The following is a 19,808-nucleotide window of genomic DNA, read 5'->3' as shown; positions in this document are numbered from 1 at the left end:
TCCCGGCGTCGATACCTTGTCGCATTCCCGGAGCAGGCGCACCTGTTTTGCGCGGGGTTAGGCCAGATCGAGTGCCCCGGTGAGGTCGCCCGGCGCCACGCCGCCAGCCGCCGTCATGGCATCCTCCCGCATCTTCAGGCCTTCCAGCTTCTCCAGGCCGAAACGGCGCGTGAGGAAGCGGGCGATCGAACCGGTGTCATAGATCGTGTGGTCGACCGCGCCCTTCTTCGCGTGCGGCGAGACGATCACGGCCGGAATGCGCGTGCCCGGTCCCCAGCGGTCGCCCTTCGGGGGTGCGACGTGATCCCACCAGCCGCCGTTCTCGTCGAACGTGATGACGACCAGCATCTTTTCCCACTGCGGGCTGGCGCGCAGGCCGTCGATCACGGCAGCGATATGGCGATCGCCCGCATCGATATCGGAATAGCCCGCATGCATGTTGAGATTGCCCTGCGGTTTGTAATAGCTGACCGCAGGAAGCTTGCCCGCCGCGGCATCGGCCAGGAACTTGTTGGTGCGCGCGGTTCCGCCCTCCCCGCCGTCGCGCAGATGCTTCGCGCGGTCGCCGGTGCCGGGGGCGAAGCGGTCGTAATAGTTGAACGGCTGGTGATGCGGCTGGAAGTTCGGGCGCGAAGGGAACGAGGCATCGTTCATGTTCCCGGCCAGCGCGGCATTCCATCCGCCTGCGTACCACGCCCAGTCCACCCCCTTGGCGGAGAGCATGTCGCCGATCGTCTTGTGCTGCTGCGGCACCAGCGTGTGCGAGCTTGCAGCATTGGCATAGCCCGGCTTTTCCGCATCCAGTTCGTAAGTCGGCGCATAGGGCGGGAGCATCGTGTTGACGGCCCAGAAGTCCGGCGAAAGCGTGTTGGGGCCGAATAGGGCCGGGCCGTCCAGAGCGCTGGCAGGCGTCTTGGGATCCGGCTTTAGGCGCGTGCCCTTGGGGTCGCTGCCTTCCAGAACGGCGATGCGCTTGGCGGCCGGGCTCTTGTCGGCATCGGGGTAGAACGGCGGCTGCGCGGCGATCAGGTACTGGTGATTGAGGAACGAACCGCCGAAAGCGCCCATGAAGAAGTTGTCGCAGAGCGTGAACTCACGGGCGATCTGCCACAGGCGCAGCTGCGCGCGCATGTCGCCGTAGTGGCCCATGACCAGCGCACCGCTGTCTCCCCAGGCGACAAACTGGTCGTTGGCGCCGCCGTTGATCTGCATCTGGTTGTGATAGAACGCATGGACCAGATCCCGCGTGACCAGACCGTGCGGCAGCGGGTCGCCTTCCGGGGTCTTGAGCGCGAAAGGTCCGTTCGGGATCGGCGCCAGGTCATCGGGACCGATCTGGTATTCGGCATGCTCGACCACCTGCTTCGAAGGCACGAGGCCTTCCCAGATCTTCGGCAGGCGTTCCATGACCTTGCCGTCGCGGTCGCGCTGGCGGGTACGCTCGGCAGGGACTTCGGCGAGCGGCTGCTGAAGACCCGGGAAATCAGCGAAGAGATTGTTGAAGCTGCGGTTCTCGGCAAAGATCACCACGACCGTATCGATCGCCTCACGCAGCTGCGCATCGCTGACGGGAGCGCTGCCGCCCTTCCGCTTCTCCCTGGTCGCCGCCATCGCCTCACCGGAACCGCCCGCCACGGCAGCGGCACCGAACGCAGCGGCAAGGCCGCCGAGGAAATCGCGGCGATCCGGGCGAACTCCCGCGCCTTCGGGCTGGGATTCGGGACGGTCGGAGTCAGTCATGGGAAGTCCTTGGGAGAGGTATTTTCCGGCTGTTTGCGACCCTGATGACAGCACGTCAACCGTTCGTGATATTTTGTATCATCATCAGGAGATGTGAAAGGGCGGTCCGGCAAGACCCGGACCGCCCTTCACGCGGCAGGAAACCTCTTTCGATCAGGCCCGATTTTCAAGCTGGGGCAAAGCGGCGCTCGTTCCATTTCACCGACAGACCTTCGCTCGTCGTCCCGGCGGTGGTGCGCTGGGCGATCGTGCCCACGAAGTGCCATTCGCCGCGAACTTCCTCGGGCGTCATCTGCAGCGAGACATAGCCCCTGCGGCTGGTGTCCGCGAAAGCAAGGCCGGGATTGGCCCCGCGCAGCGACTTGGCGAGATCGGCGGGCGCTACGGAAGGCAGATAGGCCTCGTAGCCGGGCGAGGTCACCGAATGTCCGGCATATTCGACACCTGCCGAGGCGCCGTCCACGGAAAGCTCGCTACCCCATGCGTTGTGGCTGTCTCCCGCCAGAACCACGAGGTTGCAATCCGCCTGACGCGCCGCACGCAGCAGGCGTTCGCGGGCAGCGGGATAGCCATCCCACGAATCCATGTTGAACGGCAGCCCGACCTTGGATGCGGCGGCGATGGCCATGAGCACCTGACGCACCTTGGGATCGCCGGTCGCGGGAACGAGATCGGCCATCTGCGGCGGCGCCTTGAGCGATCCCATGACAACCTGCTGCGCCAGCACCTGCCAGCGCGTGCCGGACTTCGCGGAATCCGCCAGCCCCTTGTGGAGCCAGGCTTCCTGCTGTGCGCCCATCAGCGTGCGATCCTGCGACATCCACGGACCGTCACGGAACTGGACAAGCGCCTTGGCGACTTCCGCCGGTCCGCCCTTTGCGGCACCGGCCATCACCGCGCCGAAATCGAGCTGCCCCGTGCGTGCGCTCACGCGCGTTTCCGGGCGGAACAGCGTTGCCAGCGAGCCGATCTGGAAGCTGTCGTAAAGCGCGTCCGACACCGGCATCCATTCGCGATAGGCTTTCTCCGCCGCGGCCCGGCGTACCGACCAGTCGCCTTCCTTATCCGGCTGATGGTTCTCTGCCCCGCCCTGCCAGGTATCGTTGGCGAATTCGTGATCGTCCCACTGTGCGATCATCGGGAACCGCTGGTGAATGCGGCGCAAGTCCGGGTCGAGGCGGTAGCTGGCGAAACGCAGGCGGTAATCGGCCAGCGTCACCGTCTCGTTCCTGGGCTCGATCGGACGGCCCGCCATGGGATTGTCGGGATAGTGGCCGTATTCGTACTCGTAGAAGTAGTCACCGACGTGAACGATCAGGTCGAGATCGTCACGCGTGGCGGCATGGGCATAGGCGTTGAACCAGCCGAACGGCATGTTCGAGCAGGAGAACAGGCCGATGCCGAAGCGATCCACATCGCCCACCGGCAGGGTACGGGTACGGCCCGTTTCGCTCTTCGTACCGTCGGGGGCGATGAAGCGGTAGAAGTACCACTTGCCCGGCGCGAGCCCGGCCACCACCAGCTTGGCGCAATTGTCGTGCGCAGGCGAGGCGATCGCCTCGCCGCCGCTCACCACCTTGCGGAAGTTCTCGTCTGCCGAGACTTCGCAGCGCAGCTTCGTATCGGCGCTGCCGACGTAGCGAGTCCAGAGCAGGACAGAGTTCGCCGCAGGTTCACCGCTCGCCACGCCATGGGTAAAGCCGCGCGCGGTGAGGATCTGGGCGACGCCGGGTGTCGCCAGAGCGGCAAGCCCGAAGGCGCCGGCGCCAAGCAGCAGGCGGCGGTCGAGTTGAAGGGTCATGGGTATTCCTCGAAAGTGATCGATCAGTAGCGCGCCGTGATCTCGATGCCGTAAGTGCGCGGTTCGGCCGGGATGAAGGTGGGATAGCCGAACGATCCGCCGGTATTGCCTGCGTCGAGCAGGTACTTCTCGTTGCCGAGATTGCGGGCGTAACCGGCGATCTGGAACTTCCCGTCCATCAGCGAGACGCCGCCGCGCAGATTGACCAGCGTGACCGGGCTCTGGCTGATCGCATCGCTATTGGGCACTTCGAAGTAGATCTTGCTGCGATAGGTCACGCTCGGCGTCAGGAACACGCTGGTGTTCTGGGTGACGGGCAGGTTGAGATTGAAGCCCGCCGCCCATTGCCACTTGGGCTGGAGACGGAACTGGTCGCCCGCGAAGGCACCGTTGGCTTCCTTGTCGTCGATACCGCCGCTGATGAAGCCGACATTGCCGAACGCGCTCAGCCAGTCGGTGAAGCGGGCCTCAAGCTCGGCCTCGACACCCAGGTTGGACGCCGACCCGGCGCTGCGGGTAACGGCGCGGCCGTCCTCGATCACCGAGACCTGGAAGTTGTCGTACTTGTCGTAATAGACGCCCAGCGAGCCGGACAACATGCCGACCGAACCCTTGATGCCGGCCTCATAGTTCCAGACGGTTTCCGACTTGATGAGATCGAGATCGGGAACGCCGCCCGCTGCCGAGGAAAGCTGGACGACCGGCGAGCGACGACCTTCCGCAATCGTGGCATAGAGGTTGAGCGCAGGCGTCAGATGATAGAGCACGTTCAGGCGCGGCAGCACGGCCGCGTAAGTCTTGCGGGCATGGAAGGTCTGGCCGTCGGTATCGAAATAGGGCAGCAGCGGCTGGCCGTAGACCGGCGCGTCGGGCTGCTCGGCAATGTAGCCCGAGCGGCGCTTTTCGATCAGCACGCGGGCGCCGGCCGTCACTTCCAGTTCGGGCGCGGGCTTCCAGGCGACATCGCCGAACATCGACCAGGTCTGGTTGCGCCCTTCGTTTCGCGACCAGGCGGAGTAAGGCACTGCCGTGAAGGCGCCGCCTGTCAGCAGGGCCGTGGCGCGCGAACCGGGAACCGAGTTGTCCGGCGCGACACAGCCAAGCCCCGGAACGAGATTGGCGGTACATTGCAGATAAGTGCCGACTTCCGAGGAGAAGGGCACATATTGCGAGGAATCCTCGATGAAGTAGTTCCAGCCGAACGAGGCGCGCCACTGATCGTCGGAATAAGTAAAGCGGCCCTCATGGCTTGCCTGCCAGCCCTTGGCATGTTCCGCGAATTCGAGATACCAAGCTGCCGAACCGTCGGCATCGAAGACTTCCAGCGCGTCGAAATTGCGATAGCCATTGACCGTGGTGAAGTTCCACCCGTCTGCGAAGTCCCAGCTCAGGGTCAGGTTGGCATCATAGACGTCGCGGTCGAGACCGAGCTTGTCGGAGCCGAGCACTTCCTTCGAGAAAGGCGAACCGCCGAGGTAGGCCGCATCATGGAGGCCGTCGACTGAAGTGGAGCCGAGGTTCTTCGACAGGAACGGCGTGCCGGAGTTGCGCTGGCGGTCGTACGTGAAGACGAGGTCCGCGGTGAAGTCGGTAGTCGGCGTATAGCGCAGCGATCCGCGCAGGCCGAGCTGGTCCTGCGCATAGAGATCGTCCTGCCCCGGCGCGAGATTTTCGATATAGCCGTCGCGCTTCTTCCACTGGCCGGCGATACGGGCGGCGATCACGTCGTTACCCGCGTTCACGAAACCTTCGGCGCGGTAGGCATTTAGATTGCCGTAGGAACCCGTCAGCGAGGCCGAAGTACCGGCCTCTGGCTTGGCGGAAACGAAGCTGATCGCGCCGATCGTGGCGGCCGTGCCGAACAGTGTCGCCTGCGGGCCCTTCACCACTTCGACGCGGTCGAGATCGTAGATGCCCTGATAGGCGCCGCGCGAGCGGGAGATATCGATGCCGTTGTAATAGAGCGTGACGCGCGGTCCCTGCTGCGCCGAGCCGCTGTCCGAAGTGATGCCGCGAATGACGAAGCCGGGGTTGTTGGCGCTCTGCACCTGGACATTGAGGCCCGGAACGTAGTTCGAAAGTTCCCCGATGTCGGTGACGCCCAGTTCCCGCATGCGCTCCCCGGTCTGGACCGAGAGGGTGATCGGCACATCGACCGCGCGCTGCTCGACCTTCTGCGAGGTGACAATGATGGCGTTGGGATCGGCGGTCTCAGCAACCTCCGCCTCGGCCGCGTGGGCCATCGCGGGAAGACCTGCGAGCGACGTTCCCGCCAGCAAAGTTGCGACGCAAGTGCCGAATTTCATTACCGTTTTCCCCTGAGTTTGAACGCGCTTACGGGTCGGCGGGGTACGCCCGGTAGATGAAGGTTGGATGGCGATCCTGTGACGGTTTTATGCCGCTCGCTTGGTAAGCCGCCATGCGGCTGCGGCGCCGTAGACCAGGCATAGAGCGGCAAGGCCCGCCAGTTGCGGCAGCACTTCGCCAAGGCCCGCGCCCATCTCGTTGAAGCGAACGAAAGCCTGCACGCCGAAGGTCGCGGGCGAGAGATGAGCAAGGCTCGATACGCCGAGCGGCATCGACGAAAGGGGCCATGCCGCTCCGGCCAGAAAGAACAGGATGATCGAAGTCGGTATCAGCACCTGCAAGGCCCGGTCGGCACTGTCGAACAGGCTGCCAAGCAACAGCCCCAGCGCGGAAACGGCTCCGGCGAACAGGGGCACGGCCAGCATCAGCGCGCCAAGGTTCCCGGCGCGGGGCACGTCCTGATACCAGAATATCCAGCCGAAATAGAACGTCGCCGCCATGCAGCCGATCAGCGCCAGAGCGCACCAGACCCCGAAGAACGCCGCGAGCGAAAGCACGTGCTCTGCCGCGCGCCGTCCGGCGGCGACGATCGCCGTGCCGAACAACAGCGTCTGCTGGAGGATGATCGCGGAAACGGCAGGAAAGACATAGTCCGCATAGCCCTCCCGCGTATTGAACAGCGGCCGTTCGACGACTGCGATGGGCGCCCGCAAGTGCAGCCCCTGCGCGAGCGGCCCAAGCTGCTCCATGACGACAGCGACGGCCGCCTGCTGGATCGCGCCGCCAATGTCACGCGCGCGAATGAGGTAAGTGCCGTTGACCCAGATACCGATCCCGCCGCCTCCGACACTGCCGGGGGCGCCCGTCAGAAGGCTGCGCGTCAGTCCCTTCGGCAACAGGAGCACACCGTCCGCCTTGCGGTTTAGTACGAGCTGTTCCGCCTCGTAGGGAGATGCGGCCTCTGCGGCGATGCGCACTTCGCGGATATCGGAGAGCTTGCGGATCAAGGCGCGGGTCAACACGCTGCGTTCCTGGTCCACCACCACCACGGGAAGCTGGCGCGCGGTCTGGTGGGCATAAGGCGCCGGGTAATAGAAGCCGTAAAGCACCACCGCGAGCACGATGATCGATGCAAGCGCGAAAGTGGATAGCACGGCGCGAAAAACCGATGCGAAGCCTTGCGCGAAAGTCATTCCGCCTGCTCCTTTCGCCGCAGCAGGAGCATTGCCAGCGCCAGAGGAACCACGAGATAGAGCCCCAGCGCCCCGACCTGCGGCAGGGACACGGCTACCGGCGCGCCCAGGAACTGGTCCATCTGCAGACGCAAGTAATGCGTGAAAGGCAAAGCCTCGCTCCAGCCCCGTGCAAAACCGGAGCCTCCATCCAGCGGCAATGTCCCGCCCGAATAGGCGAGAGCGGAACCGGCATAGAGCGCCGTCGCGGAAAAGGCGAAGCTGGCCTTGCGCACGGCGACGACCAGCAGGACCGAAATCGCCGCCGTTCCCGCAAAAAGCAGGGCCTGCGCGGCCAGGGTCAGCAGGAGGCTGCCGTTCATCGTCCAGCCGCGAATACCCGTCAGCCAGATCATCCAGATCGCGCCCCAGATCGAAATCGCCCCGACATGAGGCAGGAGCTTTCCGGCGAGAGCAGGCAGGCCGCTGCCGGTTTCCGCCTTCCATCTCGCCAGCGAACGCCCCTGGAGTTCCCGCCCCATCGCCATGACCGCCACGCATCCCGTCAACAGGTGCAGTACGGCAGGATGGATCAGGGCCTGAAGATACCATTCGAAACTGGTCTGCGGATTGAACAGGACAGTGGCCTGAACGATCGGCGGCCTGATCCGAATGGCCGGAAGCCCCCTCGCCCGCGCCGCGTCCAGCCCACGCTCCGCCAATACGGCGCTGACGGCCGACTGGATCCCGGAGGCCGCACTGCTGCCGATCGTGAGGAACGAGGCATTGTAGAAGATCTGGATCGCAGGCGTGCTGGTGCGCTCCAGGCCTTCGCTCACGCCGCGCGGGATCAGCAGGATCGCCCAGACCCGCCCGGCCCTTGCCAGCCGCTCCGCCTCCGGCATGCTGCGGGGTCTCTCGGTGATCGAGACCGCAGGGCTTGCCCCCACAGCCCTTACGATGGCGCGGCTCAATGTCCCGTTATCCTCGTCGAGCACGGCGATCGGCAGAGCGCGCGGTACGCCTGCTATCAGCATGGCGGCAACGATCAGGATCGCCGCTGCGGGAAACAGCGTGATCATCGCCAGATCCCAGCCACCCTGCCGCAGATGAGCCGTCTCGCGCTGCAAGGCGGCGCGAAAACCAGGGCGCAGCAAGGTCATTGCGGCCAGTCGAACAGCACGCTCATGCCTGGTCTCAGCCCCTTCACCGGTTCGCTGGGGTGCAACCGGATCTCGAAACTGCGAACGTCGAAGCCGGAGGATTGCCGCGTCGCCCGCCAGGTGGCGAAATCGCCCTGGGGGCTGATGTAAGTAACTTTGAACCTGACCTTCTGGTCGCCCAGTGCGGGAACGCGGCCCGTCACTTCCTGCCCTTTCTGCAAGGCGTTGAACTGATCTTCCCGCAAGTTCAGCGACACCCAGGGATGCGCCGTATCGATGATCTGGAACACCGGAACCGCCGGTCCCACGATCTCACCCGGTTCGGCCAGCCGCCGTGTCACTTCGCCGCCGATGGGCGCCAGCAGTGTCTTCTCCGCACCCAGCGCATCGGCGATCGAGACACCCGCCCTGGCCACCTGCACTTGCGCCCGTGCCGCTGCCTTTTCCTCGGCCCGTGCCCCGGACTGTGCCTTCAGGTACTGGAGCCTTGCAGCATCGGCCTGTCTGGCGCTGGCATCGCGGGCGGCATGGGCCTCGTCCCGGCGCTGGGCCGCGATCACGCCTTCGGCATAGAGATTGTCCGCCCGGCGCGCCGTGACCGCCGCAAGATCCGCGCCCGCCTTCGCGGCCTGCCAGACCGCGCGCAGCGACTCCACATCCTCCTTGCGCGCACCGTTGTCTGCCAGGTCGCGCATCGCTTCTGCCCCGGCGAGCACGCCCTGCGCCTGTTGGCGGCCTGCATCGATTTCTGGGCTGGAGAGCACCGCCAGCACCGTTCCCGCCGTCACGGTCGCGCCTTCCTCGGCAAGCAGCCGATCGACCCGCGCCAGCGCCTTCGTCGCCACATTGACCTCATCGGCATCGACCATGCCCTGCAATTGATCGGGTGCAGGCCGGGCCGCGACCCAGACGCCGATCAGCAGCAGCAAGGCCACCAGTACCAGCCCGGCCACGAGCAGCCGGAACCGGCCTTTTTCGCCGCCGGTATCCATTCCCACGGATGCCTCAGTCCGTTCGCTCATGGTGCGGAAATCCTGTCCGGGCGGAGGAGATAATCGCGGAAGCTGTCGCCCCGGTTACTCGCCATCAGCAGAGCGGAAAGCGAGACCACATATTCGTAGGCGCTGGCGATCCGCTGCGTCTGTGCCAGCGAAAGCGTGTTGCGCGCATCGATCAACTGGCTCGCGGTATCCTCTCCTTCGCGGAAGCCGATTTCGTGGACCCGCACGTTCTCTTCTGCAGCCTTGATATTGCTGTCCAGCAGCAGGAAGGATCGGCGCGCGGTCTCCACCAGGTTGTAGGCGCGGCTGGTTTCGATCTCGATGGTCTTCTGCATGTCCCGCGCAGCATTATCCGCAGCACGGCTCCGTGCCTGTGCCGCGTCCAGCGTATCGCGGCGGTCTATATTAGACAGGAGGGTAAAGCGCAGGCCTAGACCGACGATCCAGTCGGGATCGACCGGAATGGCGTCGCTGCGGTTGAAATTGTAGGATCCGAACGCGAAAGCCTGCGGCCTCATGCGCGACCTCGCAAGGTCCACACCCGAGTCTGCAAGATGACGCGAGGCCTGCGCGGCGCGCATCTGCGGCTGTCCCGGCGATGTTGCCGTCGCCAGAAAGTCGTCGAGCGGTTCTAGGGCATTGCCGTTCACGAACAGCGGCGTGGTGGGGCGTACGCCGCCCTCCGCATCGAGCAGCCGCGCGAGCGAGTCCGAGGCATTGCGCTCCTCCATGGTCGCGCGCTCCAGCGCGCGCTGCGCAGCATCGCGTGCCACCTGTACTTCCAGAACCCGCGAACGGGGGATGACGCCCTGACGCAACAGGGCCTGGGCATTGGCGAGGTGTCTGTCGAAAGCGTCGCGTGTGCCGGCTGCCGAAGCGAGCAACGCCTGGGCCAGTTGCTGGCCGAAATAGCTCTGCACCAACCGGACCTGGGACAGGTCCTGAGCGCCGGCCTGTTTGGCCCTTGCCAGTTCCGCTCCCGCTTCCGCGCCATGCTGGATCGCCGGTATCGCACCGCCCGAATAGAGGGGCATGACGGCCGTGACATTGGGCCGGATCACCGTCTGCCGCGCCCGGAAATCGAGCTCGTCGGGAATTTGCGAAAGCAGCCCCGGCAGCGCTTCGCCGATCCGTCCGGTCACCTGCTGCACGATACCGGAAAATTCGGCCGGGAATTCGCCGGGGAGCCCTTCGAGAAACTGACCCGCGGCATTGCTGAAACTGTCCTTCTGGCCGGTCAGGTCCACCGACAGCGATTTCTGGTAGGCAATCACCGAGACCGAGCTGGAAACGACAGGTCGGTTCAAGGCCTTCAGCGCATGCGCGGTGGATTCGGCAGCGCTCAATTCATCCGAAGCGGCCCCCAGGGCAGAGGACACCCGGTCGAGCCGCTGCCGTGCCGCATCAAAGGACAGCGCCGCTGGGGTGTTACCTGCCAGAACAGGACTCTCGGCTTGTACTTGTCCGAAAGCACTGATGGGATGAGCGACCAGCATCGTAAAGATCCCGGCCCAGCCAATTACATTCCGATTACGAAATTCGCTGCCTGCAACCATGGTTCACCAGAAGTGGGACTTGCAAGGGTTTGCATATTTCCCCTTGAACGAAAAGCAATTTCGATCAATGTTCCAGCCGTGTTCGGGGTAAATCGAATCGCGATCATTCGCGATCAGCAAGAGGTACCCATTCGGCCGCCATTCCCGGCGGAAACATGTATCTTCAATTCATAACGGCGCCATGCAGTTTGCATTGGCGATTCATTATTCACGGTATTGCAGATCATCGTCAGAACTGCTCCTCTCCCGAGCCGTTCTTCCTGATCGATACACTTTTCGAAAAACCGATTTCACGAATAGATTCATCGAAAACACATAGATTCATCGAAAGCACAAGGATGCTGCACGTTCAATTGCAGCACGCTCATCACCGGGTCGGCAGGATCACGAGATTGAGGAGCCTTTTCAGATGGTGTCACGTTCGAGCCTGAGACTGGCCATGCGCGCCCTGCTGGTGCGCGAGAACTTCGAGGATGTTTCCGCCGCGGGACGCGCACTGGGTGCGCTGGTCGACGAACTGGAGCGGCGCGAGATCGAGATCATCGTCTCCGACGACGTGGAGGACGCGGTGTCCATCGTCGCCACCGATCCCTCCATCCAGTGCCTTCTGCTGGACTGGGAACTGGGCCAGACCCCCGACCATGGCGACGCGCACCGCGTGCTCGATGCCATGCGCGATTTCAATTCCAGCGTCCCGATATTCCTCGTCGCCAATCGCAGCGCCGCCTCGACCATCCCGGCCGATGCTATGACCAAGGCCGATGACTTCGTCTGGCTTCTGGAAGACACGGCGGACTTCATCGGCGGCCGCATCCGCGCCGCTGTCGAGCGTTATCGCTCCACCGTGCTGCCGCCGATGTTCGGCGCGCTGGTGAAGTTCGCGCAGACTTACGAATATTCCTGGCACACCCCCGGCCATACCGGCGGCACCGCCTTCCTCACCTCCCCCGCAGGCCGCGCCTTCTTCGAATTCTTCGGGGAAAGCCTGTTCCGGTCCGACCTGTCGATCTCGGTGGGCGAGCTTGGCTCGCTGCTCGATCATTCGGGACCGATCGGCGCGGGTGAGCGCTATGCGGCGGGCGTCTTCGGGGCGGATCGCACCTATTACGTCACCAACGGTTCCTCCACCTCGAACCGCGTGATCCTGATGGCCTCAGTCACCCGCGATCAGGTGGCCCTGTGCGACCGCAACTGCCACAAGTCGGTAGAGCACGCGATGACGCTTTCGGGCGCGATCCCCTGCTACCTGATGCCCAAGCGCAATGCGCTGGGCATCATCGGCCCGATCCCGCCCGAGCATCTGACGCCCGCGCACTTGCGCCTGCTGGTAGCGGACAATCCGCTGGCGCCCGAAGGGGCCAAGCCGGTCCACGCGGTGATCACCAATTCGACTTATGACGGCCTCTGCTACAACGTCGCCCGGGTCGAGGAACTGCTGGGCGACACGGTAGACCGCCTGCATTTCGACGAGGCGTGGTACGGCTATGCCCGCTTCAACCCGATCTACCGCGAACGCTTCGGCATGCACGGCGATCCGGAAACGCGCGACAAGTCGAAACCCACGGTCTTCGCCACGCAATCGACGCACAAGCTGCTGGCGGCGCTGTCGCAGGCCTCGATGATCCACGTCCGCGACGGGCGCAATCCGATCGATCATGCCCGCTTCAACGAAGCGTTCATGATGCATGCCTCCACCTCGCCCTGCTATCCGATCATCGCGTCCAACGATGTCTCGGCGGCGATGATGGAAAGCTCCGGCGAGCATCTGACCGATGTCTCGATCCGCGAGGCCGTGGCCTTCCGCCAGATGATCGCCCGCCTCAATGCCGAAAGTGCGGACGACAACGCCTGGTTCTTCGACATCTGGCAGCCCGACGAAGTGCATGACGCACGCGGACGCACCGTGCCATTCCATGAATGCGATCCCGAGCATCTGGCCACCGATCCCACCTGCTGGCAACTCGTTCCCGATGCCGGCTGGCATGGCTTCGGCGATATCGAGCCGGGCTACTGCATGCTCGATCCGATCAAGGTCTCGGTGTTGACGCCGGGCATGGACCCGGACGGTTCTTTGCGCGCAGTGGGCATTCCCGCCAGCATCCTGACGTCCTACCTTGGCGCGCGCGGCATCGTGGTGGAGAAGACCACGGACTTCACCGTGCTGTTCCTGTTCTCGCTGGGCGTGACCAAGGGCAAATGGGGCACGCTGGTCAATGCCCTGCTGGACTTCCGCAAGGACTACGACGCCAACGCCCCGCTGGAACGCACGATCCCCTCGCTGGTGGCCGACTACCCGGACCGCTATTCCGGCATGGGCCTGCGCGAGCTGGCGGACCTGATGTTCGCGGCGATGGGCGACCTCAAGACCACCGCCACCATGTCCGAAGCCTTCGGCATCCTGCCCAAGCCCGACATGAGCCCGGTTTCCGCCTACGAGGAACTGGTGCGCGGCAATATCGAGAAGGTGACGCTGGACGATCTCGCCGAACGCACCCTCGCCACCGGCATCGTGCCCTACCCGCCGGGTATTCCCCTGCTGATGCCGGGCGAGAATGCCGGGCCCGCCGAGGGCGCGCTGATCGGCTACCTGCGCGCGCTGGAGCGCTACGACCTGCGCTTCCCGGGGTTCGGGCACGATACCCACGGGGTGGAAGTGGAGGACGGCCTCTACACCGTTCACGTCGTCAAGAAGTCGTAAGGGGAGCCCGGCGATGGCAACAGCAGCAGCAGCAGCCGACGACAGCGGCAAGATCGGACTCGTTCCCGCCACCCTGATGGTGGCGGGCAACATGATGGGATCGGGCGTATTCATGCTGCCCGCCAACCTTTCGGCCATCGGCTCGATCGCGCTGATCGGCTGGCTCTTGACCGTGGTGGGCGCGGTGGCGCTAGCGCTGGTCTTCGCCAAGCTGTCCGCCATCGATCCGGCGGCGGGCGGACCTTATGCCTATGCCCGCAAGGCTTACGGCGACTACATGGGCTACCAGACCAACCTGATCTACTGGCTGGCCAACGTGGTCGGCAACGTGGCGCTGGCGGTCGCGGGGCTGGGTTATCTCTCGCACTTCTTCCCGGCGCTGAAGGTGCCGATCGTGATGGCCTTCGGGTCCATCGCGATCATCTGGTTCTTCGCTTACGCCAATATCCTTGGCCCCAAGGTCGTCGGGCGCCTCCAGAGCTTCACCACGGTGTTCGCCCTCGTGCCGATCTTCGGCATGGCGCTGTTCGGCTGGTTCTGGTTCAAGCCGGAAATCTTCTCTTCCGCCTGGAACGTCTCGGGCCAGTCCAGCCCGAACGCGGTAATGGCCACGCTGACGTTCACGCTCTGGGCCTTCATCGGGGTGGAAAGCGCCTCGGTTTCGGCGGGCGTCGTCGCCAATCCTTCTCGCAACGTGCCGATCGCCACGGTGGGCGGGGTTGTCTTGGCCTCGGTGGCCTATGTGCTCAGTTCCTCGGTCATCATGGGCATGATCCCCAACAAGGAACTGATCGCCTCCTCCGCGCCATTCGCGGACGCAGCGCGCCTTGCCTTGGGCGACTTTGCCGGCAGCACCGTGGCGCTCTGCGCGGCGGTGGGCTGCCTCGGCTCGCTGGCGGGCTGGACCCTGCTGGTCGGCCAGTCAGCCAAGGCGGCGGCGGACGACGGACTGTTCCCCGGCATTTTCGCCAAAGTGAACAAGCGCGGCGTGCCCTCTCTGGGCCTCGTCATCGTGGCCGTCATCATGAGCGTGCAGGTGCTCGCCACGATGTCGCCCACGGCCAGTCAGCAGTTCGGCAAGATCGCCTCGATCGCGGTCATCATGACCCTGCTGCCCTACATCTACTCCTGCATCGCGGTGAAAGTGCTGGGCTACGGCAAGATGCCGCACGGCCAGTACACCTTCTTCGTGGCGGCAGGGCTTGCGGGCGCCATCTACTGCATGATCGCGCTGGTCGGCTCCGACGGCGAGCAGACCCGGTGGTCGCTGATCTTCGTGATCGCCACTATCGTGTTCTACTCCGCTTCGATCACCCGCAAGCGCGACCTTGAGGAGAAGCACATCCACCCCGGCGGCAAGGCTCCGGTCTGGGTGCGCTACCTTGCGCTCGGCGTGACCATCGTTGCCCTTGTCGTGATGTTCTGGCTATCGGTCGGACGGCACAGCGATCTCGACCTCCGCTCGCGCGAACAGGCGCCCGCGGAGGCTGGCGAGACCGCGCAGCAGATGGCGCCCTCAGGGGCGGATTGAGGGAGCGGCAAAACGATGCACTGGCGGGAAATGCGCGAAGACGACGTGGCTCACGTGGCGGACGTGGCGGATATCGTCCACCTCGACTACCCCGAGAACGCGCAAGTCTTCGCCGCCTGCTTCCGGCATTACCCTTCCGGCTGCCACGTGCTGGAAGGGGATGACGGAAAGGTTGCCGGCTACCTCGTCTCCCACCCCGGCCGGCAGGACCGGCCGCCGGTGATAGACACGCCGATGACCGGCCTTGCCGAGCCGTTCGACTGTTATTTCCTGCACGACCTCGCGCTGGGCGCCTCCACGCGCGGACGGGGCTTTGCGGGCGAGGCCGTGCGGATCGCGGTGGACGAGGCCAAGGCGCGCGGGCTTTCCCGCGTGGTGCTGATCGCCGTGGGGGATGCCCATGGCTTCTGGGAAAAGCAGGGCTTCGGCCTGCTCGGCGACGGGCTGCTCGATCCGGCCAAGGGCTATGGCCCCGAAGCGAGGATGCTCGTGCGCCCTGTCTGATGAAGGGGGTTATGCATGATCCACTCTTCCGGCCGGAGCCTCGCTCTGGCCTGCGCGGCGGCCTCCGTTGCCGCCGCCCTGCCCGCCAGAGCGCAGGATAACGCGCAGGACGTCGCCGCACTGCGCGGTGAGGTGGCTGACCTCAAGGCCACGGTGGAGGCACTCAAGGCCGAGATCGCGGCGATGCGGCAGGTACCCTCTGCTTCTTCATCGTCGCCACCACCCGAAGCCCAGGCCCAGGCTTATGCCGCGCCCGCAAGCCGCACACCCGCTGCGCCCCCGGAAACGCCCGCCGCTCCCCCTGCACCGCCTGCCAACGCACAAGTTGCCAGCGCCGCAGGAAGCCTCGGCGTCACCGCCTCCCCCTTGCCCGGCCGCGATACCATCGGGGACCGCATCACCGGCGCCTCGCGCCCCGACAACCAGAGCCCGCCGAACGATCCCGACCTCAAGGGCTTCATCCAGATCCCCGGCACCGAAACCGCCGTGCGCATCGGCGGCTTCGCGAAGGTCGACCTGATCTACGACCCGCGCTTCGTTGGCGACCGTGACGAGTTCGCCGTGCCCGCCATCCCCTTCGGAAGCAAGGCCCGCAATCGCGCCGACGTCAGCGCGCGCGCCACGCGCTTCAGCCTCGAAATCCGCCGCCCCTCGTCGCTCGGCAACTTGCGTTTCTACGTCGAGAACGACTTCTACGGAGACGGCACTGATTACAGCTTCCACCTCAACCATGCCTATGGGCAAGTCGGGAACACTTACGGAGGCTACGGCTATTCCGCGCTGGTCGATGCCGATGCCCTGCCGGATACGCTCGACAACTGGGGGCCCGGCGGCGCGATCTTCCTGCGCACGGCATCGGTACGCCAGTCCTTCAAGGTGGCACGAAACACGCACCTCACGCTCTCGCTGGAACAACCCGACACCGACCTCCTGCTGGCCGACAACCAGACCGGGGCCGAAACCATGCCCGATGTCGTGCTGGTCGGCCGTTACGAGGATGCCAAAGGTCATCTTCAGATCGGCGGCGTCGTGCGGCGGATCGGCTACCGCAGTGAAGATGGCGGGACGAAGGACGATGCCTTGGGCTTCGCGCTCTCCGCATCCGGCTCCTTCTCGCTCGACGATGCCAATGCGCTTTCCGCAGGGGCACTATGGGGCAAGGGCGCGGCGCACTATGTCAACGACATCAACGGCCTTGGTCTGGATGCCGCGTTCCGATCGGACGGCAGCCTGCGACTTGTCGAACACACGGGCGGATACGGCGCCTATACGCACAACTGGTCATCGGCTTTCCGCACCAACCTTGTCGCGGGTATCCTGGGCGTAAGCGACGGCGGCCTGTTGCCGGGCGATGCCTTTTCCGAATCCCGTTACGGCGCGCTCAACCTGATCTGGTCGCCGGTATCGTCCTTCTCGGTGGGTATCGAGGGGCTCTACGGGCGCCTCAAACGACAGGACGGAAGCACGCGTGACGCCAGCCGAATCCAGGCGAGCGTAAAATACGATTTTGTGCGCTAAAAAGCCGCAGAAACATTACGTATAAATACCAATACGGATTTTAATATCCCTCATAAATATTCAAAATTTATGGATCCCCGAAAATACCTCTCGGTTAACCGGATTTATCGACCTGTTCATAAGCAGGACAGTTGCATCATGCTTATTCCAATCCGATGAAAATTCTGTAATTGCACGACCTATAGCTCCGATATTGATCGTTATCGGAGCTATTGTTCTACCAAATTTCCGCTCCACAACTGGTGCGGGTCGCAACCCGGATCCGAGGGTAGTCGGATCCAGGCAGGAAACACGCCTGCCTGCAGGAGAACCGCACTGTGAAGAGGGAGAGGACAATGTCTCAGCTGATCTGCGAACTTGGGGCCAAGCTGGAGGAGCTCGAAGAACTGGGCGCCCTGGTTGCCGCCGCCCATCTCCAGGCCGCGATCGACAGCTTGCGCGACGACCGCGAGATCCCGCGGAATCGATCCAAACCGGATTAGCCTGCGCAAGACGCAAAGACCGCGCTGTGGTTATCCTTAGGTCAGTTCGCGAATATCGCCATATCCTGAACCATCTTAACCAAATTCGGGATCGGCGATTTCAAATTCCAGCGAACACCGGGGGTAACATCTGCGAACAGTATCGAATCCGCTGCGAATAGCGGCGGGACGATTTGCTAGCAAACAGGCGCTGGTGACATATGTTTATGGAAAAAGCGGGTCAGGTCATGCGCAATCGGGCGAAAGCTATTCGCCTGATCGGCATTGCCAACGAACTTCTGGCCATGGCGCGCGAACTCGAAATCGCAACAAGCGCTGCTACCGACCTGCTGGACATCGGCGTGCCGGTGGAAAACCGCGAGATCACGAAAACCGCAGCAAGCCAGGATCACCCCGTTTGGGTGGAACTGGCCCGCCAGACTTATGACGATCGCCGCCGCCGCACCAAGATCTTCCAGTCGGAAGACCTTTTCGGAGAACCTGCCTGGGACATCCTGCTGGACTTGTTCATCGCCGCCAAGGAACGCCGCCGCGTCTCGGTGACAAGCGCCTGCATCGGCTCCTCCGTTCCTTCCACCACCGCGCTGCGCTGGATCACCATTCTGGAAAAGCAGGGCCTTCTCGTCCGAGAGGCCGATCCCGGCGACGCGCGGCGGGTTTACGTCAAACTGAGCGCGCGCGGTTATGCCGCGATGCTCGAATACTTCGCTTCCGCATCCCGATCCGTGGTGCTGCTGGACGATCCCCGCCCCGGGATCGTGGCAGCCCGATAAGAGACGCCTGAAACCGACCCGTTCCGCCCCACAGGGGGGTAATCAGGCATAAGGGGATCTGCGGAAGCGGCCGGGTGGTCGGTTTTTCCTGACAGAAGCCGGCCACCCGGCTTACTTTTCTGTGGCCAAAGTCAGGCGGCATAGCGCGATGGTTTAAGAAAAGGCCCGGCTTCCAGTAAGGAAACCGGGCCTTTCTCATTGCGCCGCCGCGATCAGCGGCAGCGGCTCAATTCAGCGCGAGAGGCGGCCGAAAGCGGCAGCACCCGCATAGCGGGCCGCCTTGCCCAGCTCTTCCTCGATACGGATGAGCTGGTTGTACTTGGCAAGCCGGTCCGAACGGGCCAGCGAGCCGGTCTTGATCTGGCCGCAGTTCGTGGCGACGGCGAGATCGGCGATGGTGGCATCCTCGGTTTCGCCCGAACGGTGCGACATAACGGCGGTATAGCCGTTGCTCTGGGCGATCGAAACGGCTTCCAGCGTCTCGGTCATGGTGCCGATCTGGTTGACCTTGACCAGCAGCGAGTTGGCAAGGCCCTTTTCGATGCCCATGGTCAGGCGCTTCGGATTGGTGACGAAAAGATCGTCGCCTACCAGCTGAACCTTGCCGCCGATCTTGTCGGTCAGCGCCTTCCAGCCTTCGAAATCGTCTTCACCCATTCCGTCCTCGATCGAGATGATCGGATAGGCTTCCGTCAGATCGGCAAGATAGTCGGCGAAAGCCACCGGGGTCAGGCTCAGGCCTTCGCCGCTGATCTCGTACTTGCCGTTCTTGAAGAACTCGGTCGAAGCGCAGTCGAGGGCAAGCTGAATTTCCGAACCGGCCTTGAAGCCGGCCTTCTCGATCGAGGCCATGATGAAGTCCAGCGCGTCACGCGTGCTGGCAAGGTTCGGCGCGAAACCGCCCTCGTCACCTACGGCGGTGGCAAGACCCTTCTCATGCAGGCCCTTCTTGAGGGTGTGGAAGATTTCCGAACCCCAGCGCACCGCTTCGGCGATCGAATCGGCGCCGACCGGCATGATCATGAATTCCTGGAAATCGATCGGATTGTCGGCATGCTCGCCGCCGTTGATGATGTTCATCATCGGCACCGGCAGGACATGGGCCGAAACGCCGCCGACGTAGGAATAGAGCGGCAGGCCCCGCGCATTGGCAGCCGCCTTCGCTGCCGCCATGCTGACGCCGAGAATGGCGTTAGCGCCCAGACGGCCCTTGTTTTCGGTGCCGTCGAGTTCGATCATGCTGAGATCGAGATCGCGCTGGTCTTCCGCGTCCATGCCCACCAGGGCTTCGGCGATTTCTCCGTTGACCGAATCCACGGCCTTCAGAACACCCTTGCCCATGTAGCGGGTCTTGTCACCGTCCCGCAGTTCCACGGCTTCATGCGCGCCGGTGGAGGCGCCCGAGGGAACTGCCGCCCGACCGAAGCTGCCGTCTTCGAGAAGAACATCGACTTCGACAGTGGGATTGCCGCGGCTGTCGAGAATTTCGCGGCCGTGGATATCGATAATCGCGGTCATAACGGGATATTCCTCCTGCAAGGCGCCCCCTGAGACGCTTGGGC

14 protein-coding genes are annotated in these 19,808 nt (G+C 64.0%); 6 read left to right on the top strand and 8 right to left on the bottom strand.

Annotated elements, in window-relative coordinates:
- Nucleotides 1-57: 57 nt before the first annotated feature.
- The 7 genes from acpA to NTCA1_RS02775 all read right to left on the bottom strand — a co-directional run bounded on the left by acpA (nucleotide 58) and on the right by NTCA1_RS02775 (nucleotide 10,530).
- Nucleotides 58-1,740 carry an acid phosphatase gene (acpA, locus tag NTCA1_RS02805; protein ID WP_159828022.1) on the bottom strand — a complete coding sequence of 561 codons (1,683 nt, stop codon included), beginning with the start codon at nucleotides 1,738-1,740 and terminating at the stop codon, nucleotides 58-60.
- A gap of 166 nt (nucleotides 1,741-1,906) precedes the next feature.
- Nucleotides 1,907-3,541: an alkaline phosphatase gene (locus NTCA1_RS02800; protein ID WP_159828019.1), complete on the bottom strand. Its 1,635-nt coding sequence runs from the start codon at nucleotides 3,539-3,541 to the stop codon at nucleotides 1,907-1,909.
- Between the two features lie 23 nt (nucleotides 3,542-3,564).
- On the bottom strand, nucleotides 3,565-5,847 hold the full coding sequence (locus tag NTCA1_RS02795) for a TonB-dependent receptor (RefSeq protein WP_159828016.1): 2,283 nt from the start codon (nucleotides 5,845-5,847) through the stop codon (nucleotides 3,565-3,567).
- 87 nt (nucleotides 5,848-5,934) lie between these two features.
- Entirely contained in the window at nucleotides 5,935-7,041 is a 1,107-nt protein-coding gene (locus NTCA1_RS02790) for an ABC transporter permease (RefSeq protein ID WP_159828013.1), read from the bottom strand.
- On the bottom strand, nucleotides 7,038-8,183 hold the full coding sequence (locus NTCA1_RS02785) for an ABC transporter permease (protein ID WP_159828010.1): 1,146 nt from the start codon (nucleotides 8,181-8,183) through the stop codon (nucleotides 7,038-7,040). Before NTCA1_RS02785 ends, NTCA1_RS02790 begins: the two co-directional genes overlap by 4 nt.
- Nucleotides 8,180-9,205, bottom strand: a complete 1,026-nt coding sequence (locus NTCA1_RS02780; RefSeq protein ID WP_236549056.1) for an HlyD family secretion protein — start codon at nucleotides 9,203-9,205, stop codon at nucleotides 8,180-8,182. Before NTCA1_RS02780 ends, NTCA1_RS02785 begins: the two co-directional genes overlap by 4 nt.
- The gene (locus NTCA1_RS02775) at nucleotides 9,202-10,530 is read right to left on the bottom strand and encodes a TolC family protein (protein ID WP_236549055.1); all 1,329 of its coding nucleotides are present in this window, start codon (nucleotides 10,528-10,530) and stop codon (nucleotides 9,202-9,204) included. Before NTCA1_RS02775 ends, NTCA1_RS02780 begins: the two co-directional genes overlap by 4 nt.
- Nucleotides 10,531-11,149: 619 nt before the next feature.
- Between NTCA1_RS02775 and NTCA1_RS02770 the strand changes: the two genes are divergently transcribed.
- The 6 genes from NTCA1_RS02770 (at nucleotide 11,150) to NTCA1_RS02750 (ending at nucleotide 18,246) form a co-directional block, all read left to right on the top strand.
- Nucleotides 11,150-13,438 carry an Orn/Lys/Arg decarboxylase N-terminal domain-containing protein gene (locus tag NTCA1_RS02770; RefSeq protein WP_159828004.1) on the top strand — a complete coding sequence of 763 codons (2,289 nt, stop codon included), beginning with the start codon at nucleotides 11,150-11,152 and terminating at the stop codon, nucleotides 13,436-13,438.
- A 13-nt stretch (nucleotides 13,439-13,451) separates the two neighbouring features.
- Entirely contained in the window at nucleotides 13,452-14,969 is a 1,518-nt protein-coding gene (adiC, locus tag NTCA1_RS02765) for an arginine/agmatine antiporter (RefSeq protein WP_159828001.1), read from the top strand.
- Nucleotides 14,970-14,984: 15 nt separating this feature from the next.
- A complete protein-coding gene (locus NTCA1_RS02760; RefSeq protein WP_159827998.1) occupies nucleotides 14,985-15,473 on the top strand; it encodes a GNAT family N-acetyltransferase in 489 nt (162 codons plus the stop codon).
- Between the two features lie 15 nt (nucleotides 15,474-15,488).
- A complete protein-coding gene (locus NTCA1_RS02755) occupies nucleotides 15,489-16,991 on the top strand; it encodes a DcaP family trimeric outer membrane transporter (protein ID WP_159827995.1) in 1,503 nt (500 codons plus the stop codon).
- Between the two features lie 335 nt (nucleotides 16,992-17,326).
- Nucleotides 17,327-17,473: a hypothetical protein gene (locus NTCA1_RS28430; protein ID WP_167381914.1), complete on the top strand. Its 147-nt coding sequence runs from the start codon at nucleotides 17,327-17,329 to the stop codon at nucleotides 17,471-17,473.
- Nucleotides 17,474-17,679: 206 nt separating this feature from the next.
- Entirely contained in the window at nucleotides 17,680-18,246 is a 567-nt protein-coding gene (locus NTCA1_RS02750; protein ID WP_086490286.1) for a MarR family transcriptional regulator, read from the top strand.
- Nucleotides 18,247-18,477: 231 nt separating this feature from the next.
- Here NTCA1_RS02750 and eno read toward each other — a convergent pair whose 3' ends face one another.
- Nucleotides 18,478-19,764, bottom strand: a complete 1,287-nt coding sequence (eno, locus tag NTCA1_RS02745) for a phosphopyruvate hydratase (RefSeq protein WP_159827992.1) — start codon at nucleotides 19,762-19,764, stop codon at nucleotides 18,478-18,480.
- Between the last annotated feature and the right edge of the window lie 44 nt (nucleotides 19,765-19,808).

This window comes from Novosphingobium sp. TCA1, assembly GCF_009811895.1.
Classification (GTDB): domain Bacteria; phylum Pseudomonadota; class Alphaproteobacteria; order Sphingomonadales; family Sphingomonadaceae; genus Novosphingobium; species Novosphingobium panipatense_A.
This window is presented reverse-complemented; position numbering and strand designations above follow the sequence as displayed.